Genomic DNA, 25,244 nt, shown 5'->3' on the forward strand with positions numbered 1-25,244 from the left:
GTCAAATTAGAGCCCTCCTGTCTGGTACATTAGCTTCCGAAGCATACTCGCACATAAATTTTTCCTCTAGTGACATTCTGCGTACGCTCAAATTCTTAACAGGCATACGAGACAGCATGGCAAGCACGGAACAAAGCTCTTTATCTTGAACACGGAATCGGTACACTCCGTCTTCGTACTTCGCCCTCGGATCCATTTGATATAGTTCTCGCAGCTGAAGGCCATCATCTTTGGGAAAGCAAGAAACCTCAATGAAATGATCACTAATATCGGATATTTCTGATACCGTTGATACTTGTCTTAAGCGGCCATCTCGAATAATAGCAACATGGTCGCATAATTTTTCAACCTCAGTCAGAATATGTGTTGAGAAGAACACCGTTGTTCCTTTTAACTCATTCCATTCACGGAGAATCTGAAAAAATTGTTGCTGCACAAGTGGATCCAGCCCCGAAGTTGGTTCATCTAAAATGAGCAATTCAGGATTATGGATAAGGGAAAGCAAAATACCCAGCTTCTTCCGATTTCCTAATGAATAGGATTTGATTTTCTGTTTTCCATTCCACTGAAGTCGTTCGGCATAATCATGTATCCGGGACTTTTTCAAATCTGCTCCGTGCACACTTGCAGCGAAGCTTAGAACTTGATGACCGCTCATATCCGGATAAAGCCGAATCTCAGAGGGAAGATAGCCTATTTTTCTGCGCAGGGACGGGTCGTCACCATGGATGCGGTGTCCCAAAACAAAGATCTCACCTGAAGTTGGAGCAATCAACTGCAAGAGCAGCCGTATCGTAGTCGATTTCCCCGCCCCGTTAGGCCCGATAAATCCGAAGATCTCTCCTCGCTCGACCTTGAGATTCAAATCTATAACACCACGTTTGCCGTTATATGTTTTAGTCAGATTGCGGAGAAGAATGGCTGACATTGTACACCACCTTATTCATAGTTTTGCTTAAGGTCTGGAGCGTATTGGAGTTTGTCTTCTTTTGTATACAGATCACGGATAACAGCATACCTAAAACGGCTGCTCTACCGCTTCCCCATAGCATCGGCCCATTAGTGACATTAACACCCCTTTGACATTGATATTATAATGGGACTTTATATCATTTGATAGTTTTTGTCAAAATATTAATTGTTAAATTATGTTGTTTTAGAGAAGTGCAAAAAAATAGGAAATCTATATAGATCACCTATTTTTTATATTTATGGTATAATAAGTATATTATACAAAATATACATATATTTGGAGAGGAGAATTCTTTGTATACAGTAAACCTGAATGATGAAGTCTATAGCGAGGAATTATACAATAAATATTACGATCGAATTTATGCTTATTGCAAAAAACGTGTAAAATGGCAGCAAAAATTCAATGATATTGCTGAAGATTGTACTCAGAGTACCTTTCTTGAAGCTCACAGGCAGCTTTCCAGTTTAAGATCGCACCCTAATATCGAAGGCTGGTTATACACGACGGCCCGTAACATGATCAACAACGCTTATAGGAGCTTGTATACCAAGAAGCAGCGCGAGGTTATTCTCGATGAGACAATCTCCAATTCTCTGATGCAATTGGATCAGGAATTAGAGCATCTGTTCCAAGAAGCCATCAATTTGGACCAGTTGTGCATCGAAATTTTGGGAAGACTAACCAGACAAGAAAATGAGTTGTATACCGATTATTATCAGAACAAACTGACTATAGCGAGTCTATCCAAGAAGTACGGTATTTCCGCCACCGCAATCACTACCAGAATCCATCGGCTGAAGAAGAAGATTAAGATGATTATTAACAAACATTATAGTGAACATCTTTATTGAGCAATTTTATAGGTTAGAATCTGCTTATCTTCAAGTAAGCTTCTATAATGCAGCGATCCATTCTCGATTCGGAAGTTATCGGTATAGAGTGAATCCAGCGCGTGTACGTTATCCTCCTGTTCCTTATATACACTAAGCCGATACTGGTGATCTATATAGTAAATATCGCCATTATAATAGACTAGAGACATCCCTCCCTTTACATCTCGAGCTATGATTGTCTCTCGGCCGGTATTCCGGTTGATCTTCACCAGCTCCGAATTCACAACAAAATAAATGTAGTTCTCATTTAGAACCAAGCAGTAGATTAAAGAGGTGTTTCTGGACATCTCTTCCAAGTCTTGTTGACCTGAAGCTATCCCGAAGAAGTCTTCCGTATTCTCAGGTACACTGTTATAAATTAGCTTCTGACGGAAGTCCTTCAGGTCAATGCCATATATTCGTATCCCTTCCGTCCCTAGAGTTTGAGTAACGTAATAGCACCACCCATCTCGGACGAATATAGCGGAAATATCCCCTTTCTGGATGAACGGTTCGCGCGTTAGCAGAAATTCCTCTCCTGTATCGATACTTTTGGCAGTAATTATATTATTCTCCTCGTCCAGCTTGATGGCGTATCCGGCTGTCTCTCCATAATTTCTTGCATCACGGGCGTCAAAAGTGAAAATATCCTTAGCCTTCCCCGCATGTTCACACCCGCTTATGATCAAGCAGCAGATGATAAGTAGGCTAAGAGACAATGGGGATTTATTCCTCTTTCTATGCATTAAGCGCCTCTTCAGCATATATTTTGAATATTTTTTGAGACTGTATAAATAGAACAGAGCCATTTCAATAGCATACCCGGCTATCAGGAATAAGAAGGTCTTCCTTCCAATAGCCTGGAATTGAACGATCTTCTCAACACTACCCTGGTCATTATAGGCGCTCTCATAAACCGTTCCCCATAGATACCCTGTCCCGGCGAGCAGTCCTGAAGGCAGCGGAAGATAATAGAGCCAAGGTTTGCTCGGAAAAAGAATGTATGGCAGAAATATTAGAACACTGCTTATAAATAAGGTAATAACCGTATTTTTAGTAATAATACCTGTCAGAGAGATGCAACCGGCAAACAAAGCCGCCCCCAGCATTCGAACCAGCAGGAGAATAAGGAAGGCTTGATTCAACGTGATAGGGTAGTCACTATTGGCAAAGAACTTCAGACTTTGCAGCGGGAAGCTTCCATTCTTTAAGCCTACCATTCCATCTAGGCAGAAATATTCGATCACAGTGAATAAAACAGTGATGGTCATAACCAGCATCGCTCCGATTGCAAGCTTGACTACACCTGTCTGATATTTGCCTCTGGAGCTTGATAGCAGCAAAGAGTCCATCCCAGACTCATACTCATAACAAAACAAAGGCGTTAGCACAATAATCAGGCAGAGAAGCAGCACAAAATCGGGCCTGCTGTGGGCAAGCAATGTACTCCATCCTCTCTCGTCCATTAAATACCGCTCTTCAGGTGCTTCTTTGGCATAATAATATTGATTATAGACTACATTGAATACGGCGTTGTTCTTTATCCGCTCGTAGTATTGTTTACTCGTCTGTTCATAGACATCCTGTCCAATGATCCCATCCTTCCACTGACGCGCCAGCCCATCCAATTCGGCAGTAGCATGCACAACAGCATAATACTCATCTTGTAATTGCTGTTCTTTAGCTTTCGTGAGCTTGCCTTCATATAGTTTGATATAGGCGCTGTAGCCTTCCGGGTTCCGATTGATGATTAGATCAGAGTCGTATCCCTGCTGCAGGGTCAAAGCGATTTTTAATATAATCATCATCGCGATGACCAGCAGTCCTTTTTGCTTAATTAGAATTTTTCGCCATTCTTGGTACAACATATCAAACCCCTTCCTTTACAGGAAACATGGTTCGTCTGCTTAACTTGCTTGAGGTGCTGAACCAGCGAATCATAAAATACAGCAAGACTGAAAGGATGAACTGCATCACTAAGCAAACCGTCAATCTGAGCACGAACGTATTTCCGATATTCATTCCCGCCAATTCCATGAGCAGTTCATTTCCTTTAAGTAAAGTGAATGGACTTACTAACGCCCAGAACGTCTTCGCAGTTTCCACCGAGGCTAAATAGCCGCTGGCATAAATGCCGCCGACCATTAGCAGGGTGCCCAGCATATACGGATAAAGCGCACGCTGGAACCATGCAGACAATAGACAGAGCCATAGCCCGATAGCGACAAAGCCAGCCATTTTAACCAGAAGTAATAACATGTAAAAAGATCCGATAGATATCGAGAAAGGCGTATATTGATAGGCTTCAATCGCATAAACCGGCATGCCGGAACCGGTGAGCCTGTAGAGAGTTGCAAATGTCAGCAGGTTCAAGCCTGAAAAAACCAGCAGCAGGAACGCTATATATATAAATATTGATAGCACCTTCGCCAGGCCCATATTTCCTTTGCCTTTCCTGCTAGACAGAATCAGATCATCCATCCTCGTTTCTCTCTCATTTGCATAGATCGGAACAAGCCCCAACAGCAGGAGCAGCAGGATGAGCAAGTCCGAGAAACGGTATTTGAACAGCAACTCCCAAGGCTTCCCATCATAGAGGACGGCAATCTTCCTTCCACTGTAATGATCCTGAATATACTTGTTTTTAGCGAGCTCGTAGGTGTTATTGTATTTACTATAGAAGACGATGTTCTCATTGGCTTTTTCAAGCGTCTGGTTTATTTCCTTCTCGTAATTGGCCGCATATTTCATTGGTTCATAAAAGTATTTGGTGATCATTACATAATCATTCCATACGTGTCCTGTATAAGTATCATCCTGCTGATCCCTGCTATACGTTCTGTCCGCTGTCTGTGAACCCAGCCGCTCATGTTCATCATTGACGAAGCGGGCTTTGTTCGCCGTTAACGGCCCATCCAACTGCTTATGCATACGATGATAGAAGTCCCATTCCACCTTCGTCTCGCTGGAATGCGGCATGAAGTATCCCATCAATCCGTCTCCGCTTAAGTAACCCCGATATATAATGCAAGCGTTTAGTATTAAGAACAGGACAATGGCGGCCAGAACATAGCCTCTTAAATAATTTTTACGGATTTCATAATAAACAAGCCTTAGCATATATGCTGTACCTCTAGTTTATTTTTCAAATATGGACAGGAACACATCCTCAAGTGAAGGTTGAGCTGGCATGCTCCTTCCTGGCGGTGCCTCATCACTGACAATCCGTAGAGAGTACTCCTTTTCTAGGCGCTTAACATTTCTGACCTGGTATCTCTCGACTGATTCTTCCATTTCTTCTTCGTCGACGATAATATCCCATACCTTCCCCTCGACGCTCTTCTCCAGTTGTTCCGGGGAACCCTGCATAACCAGCTGACCTTTGTTCAAAATTAGAATTTCCTTGGCGATATACTCCACATCGGGAACGATATGAGTTGCCAGTAGCACGAGCTTATCCTTGGATAATCTGGAGATAATGTTGCGAAATCGGATTCTCTCCCCCGGGTCAAGCCCGGCTGTCGGTTCATCGAGGACGAGAATATCCGGCTTATTCAGTATCGCTTGGGCAATCCCGAGCCGCTGCCTCATTCCTCCTGACAAAGCGCCAACCTTCTTCTTGTAAGCATCTGTGAGATTAACCAGCTCTAGCACTTCCTCCAATCTGCTGTTAACCTGACTTTTGGGAATCCCTTTGAGTGCACACATATATTTAAGAAATTCATCAGTACGAAAGTTTTTATAGAATAGAGGGTATTGAGGTAAATAGCCGATTCGGTCCAAATACTGGGATCCCATTTGCTTAACATCGATCCCATCGAGTAGGATGCTGCCTTCAGTTGCCTCCAGAATCCCGATCAGAATGCTAATCAGCGTAGTTTTGCCCGCGCCGTTATGGCCTAATAGTCCATATACACCTTCTGATAGAGTGGCGCTAAAGTTATCCAGGGCTGTTTGCCTGCCATATATTTTCTTAATATGATCAAATTTAAGTTCCATCTCGTCATTCCTCACTAACAAATGAAAGGAAGTAATATTCACTTCCCGCAAACACGATGAGATTATAAACAGCCGGGTTGATCGACGGATCGATCCTTAAAGCCTTGCTCTCCTGTTTCACAGGTTTAAACTTCTCTTCTTTCACCATATCCCCGGTTTTCAGCTTATACTGACGGATTCGGTAGTTGATTTCGTCCTCTTGATTAACAGCAATCAAGTACTTTCCGTCTTCCGTTACTCTGGCCATCGTGCTTTCCGTCCCATCTACCTTCATTAAAGAAGCTTCTCCCGTCTGCACATCAACGATCAAGACCTTGCCGCTTGAGGTGTTGTTCACTGGATTAATGACATCGGTAATGCTGGCATACCGATCCGAAATTTGAATATCGCTGCCTTGATACTGCTTCTCGGTATGGACCGTTATTTTCTTGGCGCCAAGCTCAATAATCCCGTAGCTTAATTCGCCTTCAGCATGATCTGCCTGACTGCCGAAGAACACCACTTTGTTGTTATCCTGAGTAAACACGATCTTCTCAAAAATCACTTGATTATTCGTATCGTCAAAAACAGTACTAAGTTCACCGCTATCGATATCATATAAATACAGATTCATAATATTGGCCCATACGATTTTACTTCCGTCGTTCGAGATAGCCGTAAACGGTTCATTCTCAATAAGCTCTTTCGGCAGGGCTTGGGTTAAGTCAATTTCCTTCTGTAGCTTCAATTTTTCGTTATATATTCGAACCAGTTTGCCGTTTACTTTTTGCGGAGTTGAGATAATTTCGAGCCCTGATGATTGCTTAACTTGAACCGGTTTGTCGGCCAACAGCACTTCGACGGCATACCCTTGATCCCACTTCATGATGTTCTTGGCGAAACTGTTCTTATCCAGCGTAATAGACTCCAACTCGGCATTTGTCTTAAGATCAGACAGAACCAGACGATTCGTCTTATAGTCAAAATTTAAGTCATGGAATATATCTTCTACCCTATTGGCGTCGTTCGTATTATTTGGCTGTTTCTGTCCGAATCCGTTCTCCTTCACGGTATTATTCTCCGCCTGGGCTATCTTCTTGCCAGCATCGATGGATTCTCCGTTTTTAAAACAAGCTGTAAGCAGTAATGCGGTGCACATCAAGACAAGTATCGTAAAAAGCTGTTTTCTCATATATCGCCTCTCCATTATGATTCATCCACTAATAACAGGGATTTTGTCTTAAGCGGTGAATTACTGTTCGTCAAATAGTCTTTACCTGACACGACAGAAACGGCGTAGATGGTATTCAGCCTCCCATAAGCGCTGGTATCCAGCTCAAGCTCTACCGTATTCATCTTACCCTTCTGCAGCGTCGTCTCTATGAAATCGGAGCCCATGATTTGAACCGGAATATGATTTACAAAAATGGTAGTACGATATGTCGTCTCTAAGCCGCCATAAATATGAAACTCCAGCTTCGCCTTGCCATTCTTGGCCGAGATCACATTGCTGCCCGTGTCCTCTGGAAGTAATTCGATCGTCGTCGTTTCATCCAGGTAGTCGGAGCTTCCATCGGTGATGATCGTTTCTGCCTGGTTCCTGATCTCTTCCGGGATATCTTGGACGGCAGCTTCGGAATAGGAATGTAAGTTGCTTGTACTGGCAATGTCACTCTTGAAATAAATTTCTTGCGGTAAAGTAGCGTTTAAACTGTGATATATACCATAGTTCGTTTTACTCTCGTCCTCGGGTTCATAATCAGGCTGAAGAATCGTTGCGAAGACAACGCCCGCTTTGTCCCCTTTTTGTCCGATGACCGGCGTAAACACGATATCGAATTCTTTGGACTCTTCATTTTTCAAATAGAATTTGTGCATCACCTGTTCCTTGCTCGATGAGCCGTTACTCTCCTCCATCCTGTAAGGCTGCGATACCCCGTCTAAGAAAACAAGCAATCCGAAATCCGAGCTTACATCCTTGTCCATTCCCGTCACTTTAAAAGGAATACGAATTTCCTCCCCACTGTATTCAAATACCTGCTGTTCATCATTAGCAGTGACGGGACCAAAAGAAAAAGCGCCCATTCCCCTTTGGGAGGAATCACTGGAGAATATGTCGGCAGGCGATTCATCCCCTATACTCCCGTTCACATTGCTGCTATTTACCGCAGGTTCCGATTTTACATTAAAACATCCTGCTAGCAAGAAACATAGACTCACTATCATCATTATGCTAATAATAGATTTCCTCACATTTACACTCCTCGTCATAGTAATTTCCCTGATCATCGTCTTTTCATTATTAACGTTAGTTTTATTACTTTGTTGCTTATTTTTAGAAAAAAATTTATTTTTTTCCTTCGCATCAAAATTTGACTCATTAGTAAAACTAGCATGACTTTGTAAGCTAAGCTTCGCTCACAACGTCATGCTATATGGTACATTATTAAGTAATACGGTTTTCATCTATGGAATTTGTTGATTAGTTAAAAGATTAGAATGTGCTCGCTAAGTATTTTGCGACGCTGCCATTTCCTCTTGCTTCATGCGTACTGAATGCAGCAAGTTTCGTGGCCGTAAGATTGGTAGCGCTGATCGATGACGAGCTGCCGCCGGTCACTGTTCTTTCCACATTGGCCAGCATCGTGCCTGTTGCATTATCCTGAACTTCCAACTTTGTAATTACTCTTGTAGAGGAAGTATATTTTGTAATAGATGTATTAGCAGTCACCGTTGTTCCGCTCTTTGACAGAGTATAAGTAAATGTCCCAAATTCACTTGTACTCACCGAAGCAGCACTTGCGCTTCCGGCAAAGGCCATTACCATAATTGCAGTTGCAGCACCTAGAACTTTAACTTTAAAATTTTTCATACATCTACCATCCCTCTCATTTTAAATTGGATTCTCTATATTACTTAATAATTGCACCCATCATTAATCTGTCTGAAATGCGAGTATCTTGTTTCTCTTTCTCTTAAAATGTCACATTCACTAGCATTTATAACATATTATTCCTTTCATACTATTACATTACATTAGATTGGTGAAATCACATTTTTTTGCAAAATTATTTTTTTATTCTATTTTTGATAAATAAAAAAAGCCTCAATCCTAATTGTTTAGGCTGAGGCGCTGAATATTTATGCTAATCTATTCTATCTAAAACGATAGCTACTCCGTCATTATCATTAGTATCGGTAATCTCGTCGGACAGCCGCTTTAACTCTTCAACCCCGTTTCCCATTGCGATAGACCGACCGCAAACGTTAAACAGTCCGATATCATTCATGTCGTCTCCAAAGACGATCACTTGGTCCAGCGTGATGTCCATTCGATGACATAGGGTGACGAGCGCATTTTCTTTCGACGCTCTACTAGATGAAATCTGAACGAGTTGCCCCTGATCTGTAACCAGTATGTTCAGTTCTGCTCCGAACTTCGCCTGAAAAGGGTTGATGTCCATATCTCCTGAGAACAAAATTTTCGTTGCGGCAAACTTACGGAGTTCTTCCAACGGTCTTACGATTGGGTAGCCTTTTACCCTCATCAAGGTCGCATAATCATATTCCTTCAAGCTGAACCACTGATCCTCCACCTCCAGACTGATATCAAGCCCGGGATTGCGGCTCAGGCAATAATCTAATACTTCAGTGGTGAGATATGCTTCAATCGGTTCGTGGTGGGAAATACCGGTATGCCTACAGCTGATCATGGCCCCGTTATAGTATATAAACGAACTAACACCCAACAGCTCTTCCGGCAGAAAACGCTTCACCGCCCGTGGTGGGCGTCCGGTAGCGATAATCACCTTCATCCCTATTCGGTGACAACGAAGAAGCGCGCTTAAGTTCCTATCCGATACCTGCTTGTCTGAATTCAGAAGAGTTCCGTCCAGATCCAGCACGACAGCGGCATATCTCATAGCTTGCTCCTTAGCACAACAGATGTCTCAATCTGCCTTTCCGGAATGTCCCAGTATTTCTTGAGCAACCTTTGCTTTTCCTCTGAGGTGACCAGTTCAAATCCGCTCTTCTTGTAGAAACGGATGGCCCATTCCGCAGCTTCCCAAGTGCCGATCAGGATCGGTTTGTCGGTTAATTCATTCAAATGTGCGAGCAGTTGGCTGCCTATTCCCTTCTGACGAAGCTTAGTCAACACATAGGCGTGCCTAATCAAGCTAACATCCCCTTTATCCTGAATGCCCATCACACCGATTAATTCACCTTGATCTTCATAGCCCCAGAACACGACTCCAGCCTGGATCTCGGACCTCAGCTCATTCAGTTCCATGTAAGGTTCATGGTACCGATCATCAGGGATGATCCCCTGGTAAGCGCTCGCCGCATCATTAATAATTTGGTACATTTGTTCGATATCTTCGTCCCTGCACAATCTAATCATTATTTTCCTCCTCTAAACTTTAAATAAAAAAAACGCCTCGGCCTGGATGCTCTAATCCGGGTCGAGACGTGTTTGTATACGAGCTTTTTTCCATAATACACTGCATCTATTTTACTTTACAATGACCAGTTCCGGTTCGGGAACGAAATTGAAGCTTTTATGGAGAGCTTCCTGGACGATTTTGATGAGTTCAATCACATCAACTGCCTTTGCTCCACCGCGGTTCTGAATGACATTGCCATGCACCGGAGAGATCATCGCATTACCGCGAGCAGTTCCCTTAAGCCCGACGCTCTCTACTAACTTACCGACCGGTGTTCCGATCGTATAATCGTTCTTGAACACGGAACCGCAGGAAGGATAATCGAAATGATTCTTACCAGTCCGGTCAAGAACAACATTCATCATCGCCTCAGGAACCGGCTTGTTACCCTGCTCTAAAGAAGACAAATAACTGCGATAAAAACGATAGAAGCTTGCCAAGCTGGAATTATCGATGCTCTCCTTGACCAAAGGCTGATTCAAATAATCGTTGATCCGTTCGAAATCAAAGGCTGCTCCTGTCGTTTTCAGCTTCAAATCAGCTCCAGTGATGAACCAAGGCTGATGCTGGAAGATAGATTGCTTGTAAGCAAATTGACAATCGTCTACATGGATGCTTTGGATTCCTCTTCCCGGTGCATCCAGATCGATATAGTATACCGTATCTAAATAATCGCACATCACATTGTCAAAATATTTAGCATTCATGTAGACCCCACCACCCAGCGTACCCGGCAGCAGGAAGGTGAAGTGAAAATCTGTGAAGCCGCTGAGATCACCGAATAGCGATAACATCGATAAAGGAGTTCCTGCCGACACATATAGGAGGTCTCCTCTTGGCATAACTTCGATATGGTCACGCATCGATATATATATAGTCTCAGGATCGGGATGATCGGGCAGCAGCAAGTTTGATCCCATCCCGAACATGACCGTTTGCATTCCGCTGGATTGAGCTTGATCTAATAATAGGACAATATCCTCTGTGCGTCTGGGCTTGGCGACAAACCGGGCCAACCCTCCGATTTCATAAGTTGAATATTTCGATAAATTCTCATTTTCTTTGCATATCTGAGTTAGTCTGTGATCCCAAAACATGGGTAAGTCTCCTTTCAACAATAAGAAAACCTCTAACGAGGCCATTCAAAGAAAAACCGCTAATGAAGCGGACTCTATAAGTATATATAGTTATAGGTCTCTATACAAGATATGTGCTTGATTTCCGATTTGCGCTATGGAATAAGAACGCAAGGTTTGAATAAGGCGGCTAATTTCGACGGAGACTACATGAGTAGTATAATGAGGTTGTACAATAAAAGAAAGAACTTTAAGGTTGTGATCTGAATGAACGGTTCCAGAACAGCCAGTCTGTCTGTGTTCAGCAACACTTTTATCGTCATATTGAAGCTCATTGTTGGCTTCCTGACCGGCTCCGTTGCCGTCATCTCAGAAGCGATTCATTCTGCTCTGGACTTGGTAGCCTCGTTGATCGCCTTTATATCCGTTCGTATCTCAAGCCGTGCCGCAGATCGCGGTCATCCGTATGGGCATGGAAAAGTAGAGAACATCTCGGGGACGATCGAGACGCTGCTCATCTTCGTAGCCGGCTTATGGATCATTTATGAATGTGTGCAGAAGCTGGCTCATCCTTCCCCGGTCGAGCTTCCCCATCTCGGAATTATCGTCATGTTTATCGGCGCAGCGATCAACTTCGTCGTATCGATGAAGGTAAAGCGTGCCGCAGCCGAGACTCATTCCGTAGCGATGAAATCCAACGCACTGCATCTCCTTACCGATGTATATACTTCGCTCGGCGTTGGAATCAGCCTGTTTCTGGCCGCACTCACGGGCTGGACCATTCTTGATCCTCTGATCGGAATCGTGCTCGCCTGCTATATCATGTGGGAAGCCTACAAGCTTATGAAAGAGTCCTTCCCCCCATTGATCGATGCTCAACTATCTGAGGCGGAAGAAGAGCAGATTTTGCAGGCGATTGCTCTCTACGAAACCAAGTACATTGAAATCCATGATTTCCGTACCCGGCGCTCCGGCCCTGAGGAATATATCGACTTTCACCTCGTGCTTCCCTCTAAAATGGACATAGAAACTGCGCACCAGCTTTGCGATAACATTGAGACAGCCATAAAACGCATCTTTAACCGAGCCCAGATACTCATACATGTCGAACCCGAACATGAGCAGAAGCATGCCGGAATCCATATAGCTTCCAAAATAAATAAAGAGAGACCCTAAGCCTCCCGGCTTCATATTACGGTCTCTCTTCTTCTTTGTATTAATTAAATCTTCTTAACACAATGACTGCATTGTGTCCGCCGAATCCAAAAGAATTGGACAAGCCGATCTGTAGGTCCTTCTTTCTCGCTTTATGAGGAACATAATCCAAATCGCAGATTGGATCCGGGTCGTTCAGGTTGATCGTCGGCGGGATGATGCCCTCCTGCAGACTCTTAACGAGAGCGATCGCTTCGACAGCACTGGATGCGCCAAGCAAATGGCCTGTCATCGATTTATTGGCTGTTACGGGAACATCATACGCCGCAGCTCCAAATAGCTTCTTAATCGCCTTCGTCTCCGAGATATCCCCTATCTCCGTACTCGTCGCATGGGCGCTAATTACATCAATCTGCCCTGGCTCAATTCCAGCATCCTTCAGCGCCAGTTCCATCGCATGGAACGCTCCGATTCCATCCGGATGAGTCGCCACCATATGATAGGCGTCGGAAGTTGCTCCATAGCCGATAACTTCGGCATAAATCCTGGCGTTTCTCCGCTGAGCATGGGCTAGCGATTCCAGCACGACGATCCCCGCACCCTCCGACATCACGAAGCCATCGCGGTCCCGATCGAACGGTCTGCTCGCCTGTTCAGGTGCATCGTTACGGCTGGATAATGCCCCAGCGTTGCCGAAGCTGGCCAGTGATATTTCCGTAATCGCTGCTTCCGTACCACCGCAAATAATGACATCGGCACCGCCCGAGCGAATCAGCCGTGCAGCCTCACCTATCGCGGTATTGCCTATCGAGCAGGCTGTTACTGGAGAGAGGGTCGGCCCGGTTGCTCCATATTTAATGCTTATCATTGCCGCAGCCATATTAGAGATCATCATCGGCACCAGTGTCGGGCTGACTCGCTGAGCTCCTCTGTTCTTCAGCTGATCATGTTGGTCGATCAGTGTCTGTATCCCGCCTACGCCCGAACCGACATAGACACCCAGGCGCAGCGGATCAAGCTCATCCAGATTCAGCCCAGAATCCTTAACGGCCTGATCCGCAGCAACCATAGCCAATTGGCAGAAGCGGTCCATACGTCTCGCTTCTTTGCGCCCAAACTCCGCTTCGGCGTCGAACTCTTTTACAAGCCCGGCAATCCGGGCTTTATGCGTTGAAGTATCAAATGTATCAATAGGTGATATTCCTGATTTACCCTGTATAAGACTGTTCCAGAAGCTGTCCACTTCATTTCCGACAGGCGATATGACGCCCATTCCTGTAATCACTACTCGTTCCATAGTTCATTCTTCCTTTCTATCTGATCCAGCTTGGTCAGAACCTTGCTCACCATCCATCTTGTCACTTTCATTATGCTATTACAAGTTGTGTGTTATCATAGTATAAGGACTACTAGTCTAGCGAGTTCGATCTTCTTGAAGGGTGGATGAATGATGAAAGATCAAGGAAGGCTTCAGGCCTTATCGGAATTTCTCAAGGCGAGCCGGGCCAAGATTTCGCCGGAATCCGTAGGATTTTCGCACGGTACGCGTCGGCGTACGCCTGGATTACGCAGAGAAGAAGTGGCCCAGCTAGCTGGGGTGAGCCCGACCTGGTACACCTGGCTAGAGCAAGGTAGAGATATTCAGGTATCCACCTCTGTATTGGATTGTGTCGCTACAGCACTGCAATTAACCGTTGACGAACGGAAATACCTGTTTGCGCTGGCCATGGGTCCTGTCTCTCTTGCCGCCCGCTCCAAAGACGAGCTTGCAGAGATTAGCCCTGCTTTGATCAAGATTATTCAGGAGCTGCGCTACTGTCCGGCGATTATTACGGACCGCCATTATAATATCGTGGCCTGGAATGCGGCTGCTTCTCAGGTATTCATCAATTTCGACAGCATTCCCTTTGAGCAGAGAAATATGATCTCACTCCTGTTTACGAGGAAGGAATTACGGCGGCTCGCCGTGAATTGGGAAGATTTCGTCAGCGGCTTCCTGGCGATCTTCCGCGCTTATTATGGCCAGTACGTAGAGGATGAATGGTACGAGCAATTCATTGCTGAAATGAACGAGGCCGCGCCGGAGTTCAACGCCTTGTGGCTGCAGAGCAAAGTAAGTACCGCGCCAGAGGTGCTGATTGAATTCAGACACGCCAAGGCCGGCAAGATGTTATTCCATCTCACCTCTTTCCAGGTACAGGGTGACGCCGATTTGCGCTGCAGCATTTACACCCCAGCCCCTGAATCGAATACAGAAAATAAGCTGAGAAGACTGCTGGAGAGACAGTGAGTAGATCGTTGATAAGCTATGTGAACAACAAAAAACCTGCAAAAATGCAGGTTTTTGACTGTACCGTATATTCTGTGACCTAGTCCTGTAACAGTTTATGTCTTAACGTCTCGATCTCATCCGTACGAAGACCGTTCGTGGTTAGATATTGTTCTGCCCCGCCATAAACCGAATAGAGGTGATCAAGCATGATCTCCATATTTTCAGGTGCGCTGCCCATGAACGCACGGTACTCCTCCAGCGACATTTCTGCCGGGTGATCCTTCAGTAGCTCATCCATAATTGGGGCCAGGTTCGTCTCTGTCTCAGCATAATCGCTAACAATGGTCTCCCGGGGTACTCCTACCAAATCCAATAGAAGCGCAGCAACAACACCTGTCCGATCTTTGCCAGCAGAGCAGTGGAACAACAACCCGTCCTTCGTCTCTGCAATACGGCTGAATACTTCGGCGATTAGCGGACCGGAGGTATCTAGCAGAATTTTATACATATCACCCAGATTGCGAATATCTCTTAACTTCGTGGTCGCTGGATTTACCAACGAGATGTTATAGTAATTGACCTCTTGATGTTCTGCAAAAACATCCTTCTTAGCTGCCGTCTCATCACTGAAACGTAAATCAATTACTGCCCTTACTCCCAGCTCCAGAATCAACTCTTGGTCACGTAAGGAGAGCTGGTGCAAACCATCTGCACGGAACAAGCGTCCGCGCTGTACAATTCCACCCGTTATTGTCTCATACCCGCCAATATCACGCACATTATAAGCTCCGTCTAATTTAAGCAGACGTTCCAAGCCGTTCGTTGACGTTCTCAATAGAATAACCGCCTTTCAAATGATCCATATCTTGTCGGATACCTATCAGCAAGTCAACAGGCAAATCCGCAGCTTCCTACTACAGATTATAGGAAATCCGCATCTCTTCCGTCAATTTTATGCCTGCATCGGAGCTGGAGCATAATCCAAACATTTGTTTAATTCTAACTTTCTTAAATCTATTCAAAATCTTCTTTGGAAATCGCGATCGATGGGTAGTGCCCAATCTGAGTTAAATCCGTATCGAAAGGAACACTATATACCATATAGTAAATGTCCTCGTTTGCTGCTGAAGTTAACTCTTCGAAACGATTTCTAGCATGGTTAGAATCTGTGGTTGCATAAACGACAGCGACAATGCCTACTCCTTCTTCCACCCAGCCTTTTAGAATCAATTTTAATGGCTGCTTATCGGTTAAAGCTGCTTCTACCATTTTCATGTATTCTGTCATGTTAAGACCCCGCCTTGTTTAGTCGAATTGAGTTTTTCTTGTACTTGTGAAAGTGAATGTCTAACCTCGCTAGTATTATCTTCGGCTAAAATAAGGAAATCGAGGAATTATTCCTCGATCTCTTTACGCCATTCCTGACGACTTCTTTTCCCCGATTTGGAGGAGCTTGTGCTTGAACGTCCAGCGTTTCTCTTCGCTGCGATCCTTTCTTTTCTCATCTGGAATCGAATCTCACGCTGCATCTTATGGTAGTTCTCAAGTCTCTTCCGGTCAAGCGATCCTTCGTCTATTGCCTGTAGTACCGCACAGCCTGTCTCGTGCTTATGCTGGCAATCACTGAACTGGCACTGTTCCTTCAATCGCTCGATATCCTCGAAGGTACGCTCTAGGCCGCCATCATCATCCCAGATCGATAGCTCCCTCATCCCTGGCGTATCGATAAGCACACCGCCCTGCGGCAGCAAGAACAGCTCCCGATGCGTCGTCGTATGGCGTCCACGGCTATCGTCTTCGCGAACGTCCTGTGTAAGCTGCAGCTCAGCTCCAGTCAACCAGTTGATCATCGTGGATTTTCCGCTTCCGGATGAACCCGCCAGAGCTATCGTTGTACCTGGGTAGACGTAAGTCTCGAGCTGCTCCCTTCCGATGCCGAGATGAGCCGATACGCTAATTATAGGCACTCCAGGGGCGATCAGTTCTGTCTCGGCGATGTAGGACGAAATATCATCACAGAGGTCGCTCTTGCTTAGAACAATCACCGGATTGACCCCGCTATTCCAGGCCATGATTAAATATCGTTCTAAGCGGCGGACATTAAAGTCATGGTTAAGCGCACAGACGATAAACAGGGTGTCTACATTAGCCGCTATAATCTGCTCCTTCGTCTCAAACCCCGCCGCTTGCCTAGCAATCAGGCTCTTACGATCCACAATCTCATGGATAATCGCATCATCGCCCTCATTCATCATTTTCACCGCGACCCAGTCCCCGACGCCGGGATAGCTTCTCAGCTCACTGGCTTTTAGGCGGGCTTTGCCGGATAAGGTAGCCCAACTCGTCCCCCGCTCACTTCTAATCTCATACTTCTGGCCATGATCTGCTACAATCCTCGCAGGCTCCATTTGGCCTTTTACAATGGATTGCTCAGTAATATTTTTCCATTTAGGCTGCCATTCCGCAGTCCATCCGAATGCTTCTAATTGATGATTCTCCAAATAATGTTCTCCCTTTCGTGTTCTCCCGACAGATCAAGAGATCCGCAAGCGTATCCCTGCGCTGCAGCTTCCCGGGGGGCACATATTTACTCATCAATTACGATAAACAGTAGAGAAATGACCCATTCCCTAGTCACCTTAACTCCATTTCGAAGCATTTCGCAACTGTCGATCACCGTAACGCTGAATCGATATAAGCACATACCAAAAAGAGCATCCGCAGAAATCCCTCTACGGATGCTCAAGCTTTATGCCTATCTGATAAAATCAAAACTTGCCTGCGTTTTAAGTAATGAGACAAAACGGGCAAGCACTGCGATCAGAGGACAAATATCCGTTCGGGAGACGTAATTTTATAAGCAACATATACAGCATTTATCCGGTTACTCATATAACATCGCCTCCTTCAACAATTTCCCATAGTTTATCGGAAAGTCCTATGAGAAGTCAATGGACAAAATAATTATAGTCATCTATTGGTATTACTCTCGTGATCTGAGGTGAACTTTAAGAAAAGCTCTTGGAGGTTGTCTTTTGGAGAGAGGCTCAAGTATAATGATGTGGCATAATCATCACAATATTACAAACTAGTTGCAGGAGGACTTATTGGAATTGTTATGAGCATTTCTTCCATGATTACTGTCGTCGCCGGTATTATCTTTGTACTGAACATTCTGTTCGGTCTCGTCATTGTCTTTAAGGAGAGGAAAGATATCGGCTCGACATGGGCCTGGCTCCTCGTCCTCTCCTTCATCCCTGTCCTCGGATTCATTCTGTACCTGTTATTTGCACAGGATTTTCGCAAGATCCGACTTTTTCATTGGGATGATTTCAAAAAGCTGCACTATGAGCAAATCTTACTCACACAGATGGGGAGCATCCAATCAAGCCGTTTTCAGTTCAAGAATGAGGTTTCCAAGAAATATGACGATCTCATTTACATGCATTTGAACGAGAATCACGCATTGCTGACTGAAGATAATGAGATCGATATTTTTACAGATGGAAGGGAAAAATTCGACCGGCTCTTCCAGGACATTAGAGAGGCGCAGGAATCGGTGCATGTCCAGTATTATATTTTCCGTCGAGATCATCTGGGCAAGGAATTTCTTGATCTGCTAACAGAAAAAGCAAGACAAGGCGTCAAGGTTCGTCTGCTGTATGATGAGCTTGGCTCTAGGCAGTTAACCAAGGGCTTCTTCAAGGAATTCTTCGCAGCTGGTGGCGAGGCAGAAGCATTCTTTCCTTCCAAGCTACATCTTATCAACCTGAGAATTAACTACCGTAATCACCGCAAGCTCGTCATTATTGACGGCCAGATTGGATACGTCGGTGGCTTCAACGTCGGGGATGAATACCTCGGAATGAAGAAGAAATTCGGCTACTGGCGCGATACTCATCTGCGAGTCCAAGGCAGCGCGGTATATGCGATGCAAATTCGCTTCATTCTCGACTGGAGTCAAGCATCGCAGCATAACGAGATTACATACGAACCTAGTCTGTTCCCGGAGATAGAGACAAAAGATCAGGTAGGTATGCAGATTGTTACCAGTGGTCCCGATTCCAGACTAGAGCATATCAAGAACGGTTACATTAAAATGATCATGTCCGCCAAGCACTCCATCTACATCCAGACTCCTTACTTCGTTCCGGACCCTAGTGTCTTTGATGCGCTGCGAATCGCCTCGCTATCCGGCGTGGATGTCAATATCATGATCCCGGATAAGCCGGATCATCCGTTTATTTACTGGGCTACTTTGTCTCATATCGGGGAAATGCTGCAGCTTGGCGTCAAGGTCTATCTCTACAAAAAAGGCTTTATCCATGCCAAGACGATTGTCGTAGATAATGAGATTTCATCGGTCGGAACCGCAAATATGGATTATCGCAGCTTCCGCTTGAACTTTGAAGTGAATGCATTTATTTATCATGAAGCTACCGCTAAGAAGCTAAGAGATATATTCATGGAGGACGTCAAAGACTCCATCTTGCTGACTGAAGAAGATTACGAGCATCGTCCAAGATTGGTACGTATGAAGGAATCTATTTCTCGCTTGATATCCCCAATTCTGTAGCGAAGAGGACCTAACATACTTAGCCTCATAGCAAATGAGCACAAACAAAAAGCCAACCTAATGATCAGCTTCTGCTAATCATCGGTTGGCTTTTGTATTAACACTATCCTATCTTACTTACAACGAGCAGGAGTCATCTGTGCAAGCTGCACCGTCAGGACCGAGGACGTCGAGTTTCGTCTTAGGATTCTCCTCTTCCCATACTTGATTCAGAGCGCCCAGAAAGGCTTCCACAGGCTGTGCTCCGCGTACCGCATACTTGCGGTTCAGTACGAAGAATGGCACCGCTTGAACACCAAGGTTTGCCCCTTCCTGCTGATCGCCGATTACTTGCTCTTCGTATTCGTCTCCAGCCAGCATTTGCTTAACTTCATCGGCATCCAGCCCAACCTCAGCAGCTAAGCTGGCCAATACATCGTGATCCCCGACATGCTTCGATTCGGTGAAATACGCAGACAGAAGACGCTCCATCATCTCCTTGCTCTTGCCCTTCGTATCGGCATAATGACTGACGCGGTGCGCATCAAGCGTGTTCGTCATAACCGCCGTATCAAGATGATAATCCAATCCGACTTCATGCGCCTGCGCGGAAACCTGTTCATTCATTCCTCTAGCTTGTTCAACGGAAATGCCATATTTATGTGCAAGCATCTCGTCCATCGATTCGTCATATTGCTTCGGCGCATTTGGATCGAGCTGGAAGCTCTTGAAGACGAGCTCCACCTGATCTTTATGAGGGAACTGCTCTAGCGCCTGTTCAAACTTGCGTTTTCCTATATAGCAAAAAGGACAAGCAATATCTGACCACACTTCAACTTTCATCCTAAATCCTCCTTATTTATTCCCGACCTTATGCCGAGACACCATTGTCTATGACATACGCGTCATAGCTGTAACTATGACAATTACATTATAAAGCATAAACTTACAAAACTACAGTACCTTAAATTAATTAATACAAAATGATTGTGCCTTTTTTTACAGACGTGACCAAAGTCCCGATGCTATATTCGCGTTAAACAACGTTTAAATCACAGTTTGAAGGAGACCCTATTGTATGCTACTTCACATTGGACTGGATATTGGTTCAACTACAACTAAACTGGTTGCCATTACAGCGAATGGCGAGATCATACATCAGAGATACAGCAGACATTATTCGGATGTTAAAGGTACGACATTACAAATGCTAAATGAACTGAAGTCGGAATTTCCGGACGCTTCCGTATCGATGAACATAGCTGGTTCTGCAGGACTATCATTGGCAGAACATGTGAGACTGCCCTTCGTTCAGGAGGTTATCGCCTGCACTGAGGCCGTCGAGCAATACATACCCAAGACAGATGTTGTCATTGAGCTTGGTGGCGAGGATGCGAAAATCATTTACTTCACTGGTGGCCTGGAGCAGCGAATGAATTCCGCCTGCGCCGGAGGCACCGGTGCTTTCATTGACCAGATCGCCGCGTTGCTGAAGACGGATGCGGAGGGAATGAACGAGCTGGCTAAAGGCTGCAAGACGATCTATCCGATCGCTTCCCGCTGCGGCGTATTCGCCAAGACCGATGTGCAGCCACTGCTCAATGAAGGTGCTCGCAAGGAGGATATCGCCGCCTCCGTATTCCAGAGTGTCGTTACACAGACGATCAGCGGTCTGGCCTGCGGCCGTCCAATCCGCGGCAATGTCGCCTTTCTCGGTGGCCCACTGACTTATTTATCTGAGCTGCGTCAGCGCTTCGCTGAGACGCTAAAGATCGCCGATGAAGCGGTCATTTTCCCCGAGAACAGTCTGTATTTCGTGGCATTAGGTGCAGCCATCAAGAGCCGCGGGAATGAGCCGATTGCAATCAGTGATCTATGCTCGCGCTTTGAGAGCTTCACGATGAAGGGCAGGAGCCGCAGCACCGCCGCCCTTCCCCGCCTATTTCAAGATGAATTGGAACTGCAACAGTTCCGTGAGCGCCATGCGCAAGCCTCGGTCCTCAAGGGGGAACTCTCAAGCTATCGAGGCCCCCTCTTCCTAGGGATCGATGCGGGTTCCACGACGACCAAGATCGTACTGAGCGGAACGGAGGATGAGCTGCTCTATACGTTCTACGACAGCAATCATGGGAATCCACTTGAATCGGTACGCAGCGGTCTGCAAGCTATGTATCGTGAGCTTTCAAGCGATGTCTACATCGCCAATGCCGCGGTAACGGGCTATGGTGAGGGATTGATCAAAGCTGCGTTCAAGATCGATATCGGAGAAATCGAGACGGTCGCCCACTATAAAGCGGCAGCTCGCTTCTCTCCTGACGTGGATTTTATCCTCGATATCGGAGGACAGGACATGAAATGCATCAAGATCAAGAACGGAGCGATCGATGGACTGATGCTGAACGAAGCCTGTTCCGCCGGATGCGGCTCCTTCCTGGAGAGCTTCTCCGGTTCGCTTAACGTTCCTATCAAGCAATTCGCCGAAGCTGCGCTGCTTGCCGATGAGCCGGTTGACCTGGGCTCTCGCTGCACCGTATTTATGAACTCCAAGGTGAAGCAGGTACAGAAAGAAGGTGTCTCCTTGGCTAATCTATCTGCCGGGCTCTCCTATTCCGTCATCAAGAATGCGATCCAGAAAGTGCTGAAGCTGCGTAATACCGAGGAACTCGGTGAGAACATCATCGTTCAAGGCGGGACATTCTACAATGAAGCGGTTCTAAGAGCCTTCGAGCTGCTGATTGGCAAACAGGTTGTTCGTCCGGATATCGCCGGGATGATGGGCGCCTATGGCTGCGCTTTGATCGCCAAGGAACAATACAAGGACGGATCAAGCGCATTGTTAACACTATCCGAGCTTGGGGAATTCACCTGCTCGGTATCACATAGCCGCTGCGGTCTATGCGGCAATAACTGTTCCCTGACGATCAATCGCTTCCAAGACAAGCGATTCTTCATCACCGGTAATCGCTGTGAACGCGGCGCCGGAATGCGCAAAGAGAAAAGCAATCTGCCTAATCTTTATCAATATAAGTATGACCGGATCTTCGGCTATGAATCACTGTCGGTTGAAGAAGCATCACGCGGTACGGTCGGGATTCCAAGAGTTCTCAATATGTATGAGAATTATCCATTCTGGCACACCTTCTTCACAAAGCTGGGTTACCGTGTGATCCTCTCCCCTCGTTCCAGCAAGAAACTGTATGAGCGGGGCATGGAATCGATCCCCTCTGAATCAGTCTGCTATCCTGCGAAATTAACTCATGGCCATGTGGATAGCCTGATAGACCAGAAGGTGGGTATCATCTTCTACCCTTCGGTCGTCTATGAGCACAAAGAAGATGAAGAAGCGAGGAATCATTTCAACTGTCCGGTGGTCACCTCCTATCCCGAAGTGATCCGCGTTAACATGGATCGACTCAAAGAGGCAGGAATTCCATATGTTCAAGCATTCCTGACTTTGGATAACCCGAAGTCACTCAAGAAAGAGCTGGCAAATACTTTTCCACGAATTTCGAGCAAAGAGATTAATGAAGCCGTTGATGCCGCTCTTACAGAAGCAGATACAGTACGGCAGGATATTCGCCGCAAGGGTGAGGAAACGCTGCATTTCCTGGAGGAGACCGGGACGAAGGGGATTGTGCTTGCTGGCAGACCCTATCATGTTGATCCGGAGATCCACCATGGGATCCCTGAGTTGATCAATACGTACGGGTTGGCGGTATTAACAGAAGATTCTATCGCCCATCTTGCCGAGCCCGCCAATGATCTGCGTGTTGTCAATCAGTGGACCTATCATTCCCGTCTCTATCGCGCTGCCAGGGTGGTTGCCAAGCGTGCTGAGGTCGAGCTTGTGCAGTTGAATTCATTCGGATGCGGACTTGATGCGGTGACGGCGGACATGGTTCAGGAGATATTGGAAAGTAACCATAAGATGTATACGATGATCAAGATCGATGAGATAAACAATCTTGGTGCAGCCCGCATTCGAATTCGTTCACTACTGGCCGCAATGAAAGAGCGCGAGAGTAAGACTATAACAGCGGATCGCACAGAGACCATGACAAGCAGTACCCTCCTGTTCACGAAGGAGATGAAGCAGAATTATACTATTCTGATCCCACAAATGTCTCCTATTCATTTTGAATTATATGAGGCGGTGCTGAACAGCGAGGGCTATCGGGCTGAGCTGATACCAGAAGTCACGACCGATACGATCGATGAAGGGCTGCGCTTCGTGAATAATGATGCCTGCTACCCGGCGATCCTGACCATTGGCCAGCTCGTTCATGCGCTGAGAAGCGGCAAATATGATGTCAATCGCACGGCAGTTATTATGTCTCAGACCGGAGGGGCTTGCCGCGCTACGAATTATATCGCCCTGCTGCGCAAAGCGCTAAAGGATGCCGGCCTGGAGCAGATTCCAGTCATCTCACTGAACGCGGTAGGCCTTGAGAAGCATCCGGGCTTTGAATTCTCGCTAGGCCTGATCAAGAAGTTGATTGCGGCTACCGTTTATGGCGATGCCCTAATGAGGGCCAGAAACCGTGTCCGCCCATACGAGCTTCAACCGGGCAGCACCGATGACCTGTTCCGTAAATGGATGGACATTTGCCGGGCTTCGCTATACAATTTCAGCTTCCGAATCTACAGAACCAATCTCGCCCGACTCGTACAGGAATTCGACTCTTTGCCGATTGCGGATAAGCGTAAGCCTCGGATTGGTGTCGTCGGCGAGATACTCGTCAAATTCCATCCCGGAGCTAATAACCATATCGTGGAGCTCATTGAACAGGAAGGTGCAGAAGCAGCGATTCCCGATATTCTCGACTTCTTCCTGTACTGCAGCTACGGGCCAATGTACAAGGGCCAGCATCTCGGCAAGAGCAAGCTGGGGATCGCTGGCGGACGCAGCGCGATTTATTTCCTGGAGCAGTTCCGCAAGCCGCTCAAGGATGCACTGCTGCTCAGCGAGCGCTTTACCGCGCCGCTAACGATCTTCGAGCTGGCCGATAAGGCGAGTCGGCTGCTATCTATCGGCAATCAAGCCGGAGAAGGCTGGTTCCTGACCGCGGAGATGATGGAGCTGATTGAGAGCGGAGTAACGAATATCGCCTGCATTCAGCCATTCGCCTGCTTGCCGAATCATGTTACTGGTCGAGGAATGCTTAAGGGCCTTAAGGAATTGTATCCAGCGGCTAACATTACAGCGATTGACTATGACGCTAGCGAAACTGAGGTCAACCAGATCAACCGTCTGAAGCTGATGCTAGCCACAGCATTTAAAAATATTGAACGAGCCGGGGTGAACCTATGAAGCAGTCATCTAAAGAACAAGAATTATCAACGAAAGAGCATATTTTAAAGGTCACTCATGATTATATTATGCAGACAGGCTTTGAAGCCGTAACGACAAGGAAAATCGCGGCACTGGCGAACGTAAATATTGCGATGGTGAATTACTATTTCGGTTCTAAGGATAAGCTGTTGAACGAGACGATCAAGTTGATTCTGAACTCATATAAGGGCTGCTTCTCCATTCTGGATCAAGCGGACCTGCCCGCTAAGGAGCGCATGGAGATCTTCCTGACCGAATACGCCAGAACCTTTCAGAAATATCCGGAGCTTCTGAGGCAAATTATAAGACATAGCAGCTTCCCGTTCGACTCCCAATTTGAATTTGCTCATTTTGTTAAGACAATGGGATTTCCCAAAGTAACAGATGTCTTGAAAGAAATGACGAATGAGCTGGATACGGACAAGCTGATTCTAACTAGCGTGCAAATTTTTGGAGCTCTACTCTTCCCGATCCTGATGGAGCCGCTGATCGGTCCGATGTATCATTGCCCTATGCCCGATCTTGAACAGCAGGTAGCAGAGATTCTAAGTAAAATGTCATAAGCTCATTAGGCATTCTTAAA

Annotated in this window: 21 protein-coding genes; 6 read left to right on the top strand and 15 right to left on the bottom strand. The window is 46.0% G+C overall.

Annotated elements, in window-relative coordinates; all coding sequences use genetic code 11:
* Nucleotide 1 precedes the first annotated feature (1 nt).
* Nucleotides 2–928 (bottom strand): ABC transporter ATP-binding protein, encoded by a 927-nt coding sequence (locus tag EI981_RS15340; RefSeq protein ID WP_126999557.1) that lies wholly within the window; start codon nucleotides 926–928, stop codon nucleotides 2–4.
* A gap of 338 nt (nucleotides 929–1,266) precedes the next feature.
* On the opposite strand from EI981_RS15340, the gene EI981_RS15345 reads away from it, so the two are divergent.
* A complete protein-coding gene (locus tag EI981_RS15345; protein WP_126999559.1) occupies nucleotides 1,267–1,827 on the top strand; it encodes an RNA polymerase sigma factor in 561 nt (186 codons plus the stop codon).
* Here EI981_RS15345 and EI981_RS15350 read toward each other — a convergent pair.
* The 9 genes from EI981_RS15350 to EI981_RS15390 all read right to left on the bottom strand — a co-directional run bounded on the left by EI981_RS15350 (nucleotide 1,821) and on the right by EI981_RS15390 (nucleotide 11,368).
* The gene (locus EI981_RS15350; protein ID WP_126999561.1) at nucleotides 1,821–3,716 is read right to left on the bottom strand and encodes an ABC transporter permease; all 1,896 of its coding nucleotides are present in this window, start codon (nucleotides 3,714–3,716) and stop codon (nucleotides 1,821–1,823) included. The two genes, EI981_RS15345 and EI981_RS15350, sit on opposite strands and share 7 nt — an antisense overlap.
* Nucleotide 3,717: 1 nt before the next feature.
* Nucleotides 3,718–4,968 carry a hypothetical protein gene (locus EI981_RS15355; RefSeq protein ID WP_126999563.1) on the bottom strand — a complete coding sequence of 417 codons (1,251 nt, stop codon included), beginning with the start codon at nucleotides 4,966–4,968 and terminating at the stop codon, nucleotides 3,718–3,720.
* Nucleotides 4,969–4,986: 18 nt separating this feature from the next.
* Nucleotides 4,987–5,847 (bottom strand): ABC transporter ATP-binding protein, encoded by an 861-nt coding sequence (locus EI981_RS15360; RefSeq protein WP_126999565.1) that lies wholly within the window; start codon nucleotides 5,845–5,847, stop codon nucleotides 4,987–4,989.
* Between the two features lie 4 nt (nucleotides 5,848–5,851).
* A complete protein-coding gene (locus EI981_RS15365) occupies nucleotides 5,852–7,018 on the bottom strand; it encodes a TolB-like translocation protein (RefSeq protein ID WP_126999567.1) in 1,167 nt (388 codons plus the stop codon).
* A gap of 14 nt (nucleotides 7,019–7,032) precedes the next feature.
* On the bottom strand, nucleotides 7,033–8,079 hold the full coding sequence (locus EI981_RS15370; protein ID WP_126999569.1) for a hypothetical protein: 1,047 nt from the start codon (nucleotides 8,077–8,079) through the stop codon (nucleotides 7,033–7,035).
* A 241-nt stretch (nucleotides 8,080–8,320) separates the two neighbouring features.
* Nucleotides 8,321–8,698, bottom strand: coding sequence for a hypothetical protein (locus EI981_RS15375; RefSeq protein WP_126999571.1), 378 nt, complete (start codon nucleotides 8,696–8,698; stop codon nucleotides 8,321–8,323).
* 274 nt (nucleotides 8,699–8,972) lie between these two features.
* Entirely contained in the window at nucleotides 8,973–9,749 is a 777-nt protein-coding gene (locus EI981_RS15380; RefSeq protein ID WP_126999573.1) for an HAD family hydrolase, read from the bottom strand.
* Nucleotides 9,746–10,228, bottom strand: coding sequence for a GNAT family N-acetyltransferase (locus EI981_RS15385; protein ID WP_126999575.1), 483 nt, complete (start codon nucleotides 10,226–10,228; stop codon nucleotides 9,746–9,748). The genes EI981_RS15380 and EI981_RS15385 overlap by 4 nt, the downstream gene beginning before the upstream one ends.
* Before the next feature lie 111 nt (nucleotides 10,229–10,339).
* Nucleotides 10,340–11,368: a UDP-N-acetylmuramate dehydrogenase gene (locus tag EI981_RS15390; RefSeq protein ID WP_126999577.1), complete on the bottom strand. Its 1,029-nt coding sequence runs from the start codon at nucleotides 11,366–11,368 to the stop codon at nucleotides 10,340–10,342.
* A gap of 246 nt (nucleotides 11,369–11,614) precedes the next feature.
* Here EI981_RS15390 and EI981_RS15395 point away from each other — a divergent pair, with 246 nt between their 5' ends.
* Nucleotides 11,615–12,523 carry a cation diffusion facilitator family transporter gene (locus tag EI981_RS15395; protein ID WP_126999579.1) on the top strand — a complete coding sequence of 303 codons (909 nt, stop codon included), beginning with the start codon at nucleotides 11,615–11,617 and terminating at the stop codon, nucleotides 12,521–12,523.
* Between the two features lie 40 nt (nucleotides 12,524–12,563).
* On the opposite strand, the gene fabF is transcribed toward EI981_RS15395, so the two are convergent.
* Nucleotides 12,564–13,799 (bottom strand): beta-ketoacyl-ACP synthase II, encoded by a 1,236-nt coding sequence (fabF, locus tag EI981_RS15400; RefSeq protein WP_126999581.1) that lies wholly within the window; start codon nucleotides 13,797–13,799, stop codon nucleotides 12,564–12,566.
* Between the two features lie 153 nt (nucleotides 13,800–13,952).
* Between fabF and EI981_RS15405 the strand changes: the two genes are divergently transcribed.
* On the top strand, nucleotides 13,953–14,792 hold the full coding sequence (locus tag EI981_RS15405) for a helix-turn-helix transcriptional regulator (protein ID WP_127004720.1): 840 nt from the start codon (nucleotides 13,953–13,955) through the stop codon (nucleotides 14,790–14,792).
* 79 nt (nucleotides 14,793–14,871) lie between these two features.
* On the opposite strand, the gene EI981_RS15410 is transcribed toward EI981_RS15405, so the two are convergent.
* The 3 genes from EI981_RS15410 to rsgA form a co-directional block, all read right to left on the bottom strand.
* On the bottom strand, nucleotides 14,872–15,609 hold the full coding sequence (locus EI981_RS15410; protein WP_162616189.1) for a tyrosine-protein phosphatase: 738 nt from the start codon (nucleotides 15,607–15,609) through the stop codon (nucleotides 14,872–14,874).
* Between the two features lie 179 nt (nucleotides 15,610–15,788).
* Complete coding sequence (locus tag EI981_RS15415) at nucleotides 15,789–16,061, bottom strand: hypothetical protein (RefSeq protein WP_126999585.1); 273 nt, start codon at nucleotides 16,059–16,061, stop codon at nucleotides 15,789–15,791.
* Between the two features lie 107 nt (nucleotides 16,062–16,168).
* On the bottom strand, nucleotides 16,169–17,275 hold the full coding sequence (gene rsgA, locus EI981_RS15420) for a ribosome small subunit-dependent GTPase A (RefSeq protein WP_193556375.1): 1,107 nt from the start codon (nucleotides 17,273–17,275) through the stop codon (nucleotides 16,169–16,171).
* A gap of 617 nt (nucleotides 17,276–17,892) precedes the next feature.
* Here rsgA and cls point away from each other — a divergent pair.
* Nucleotides 17,893–19,350 carry a cardiolipin synthase gene (gene cls, locus EI981_RS15425; protein WP_126999587.1) on the top strand — a complete coding sequence of 486 codons (1,458 nt, stop codon included), beginning with the start codon at nucleotides 17,893–17,895 and terminating at the stop codon, nucleotides 19,348–19,350.
* A 117-nt stretch (nucleotides 19,351–19,467) separates the two neighbouring features.
* Here cls and EI981_RS15430 read toward each other — a convergent pair whose 3' ends face one another.
* Complete coding sequence (locus EI981_RS15430) at nucleotides 19,468–20,172, bottom strand: DsbA family oxidoreductase (protein ID WP_126999589.1); 705 nt, start codon at nucleotides 20,170–20,172, stop codon at nucleotides 19,468–19,470.
* 235 nt (nucleotides 20,173–20,407) lie between these two features.
* Between EI981_RS15430 and EI981_RS15435 the strand changes: the two genes are divergently transcribed.
* Together EI981_RS15435 and EI981_RS15440 are read left to right on the top strand one after the other, a co-directional pair.
* Nucleotides 20,408–24,640, top strand: a complete 4,233-nt coding sequence (locus EI981_RS15435) for a 2-hydroxyacyl-CoA dehydratase (protein ID WP_126999591.1) — start codon at nucleotides 20,408–20,410, stop codon at nucleotides 24,638–24,640.
* Nucleotides 24,637–25,224, top strand: a complete 588-nt coding sequence (locus EI981_RS15440) for a TetR/AcrR family transcriptional regulator (RefSeq protein ID WP_126999593.1) — start codon at nucleotides 24,637–24,639, stop codon at nucleotides 25,222–25,224. Before EI981_RS15435 ends, EI981_RS15440 begins: the two co-directional genes overlap by 4 nt.
* Nucleotides 25,225–25,244 lie beyond the last annotated feature (20 nt).

It is taken from the genome of Paenibacillus lutimineralis (genome assembly GCF_003991425.1).
Taxonomy (GTDB): Bacteria; Bacillota; Bacilli; order Paenibacillales; family Paenibacillaceae; genus Fontibacillus; species Fontibacillus lutimineralis.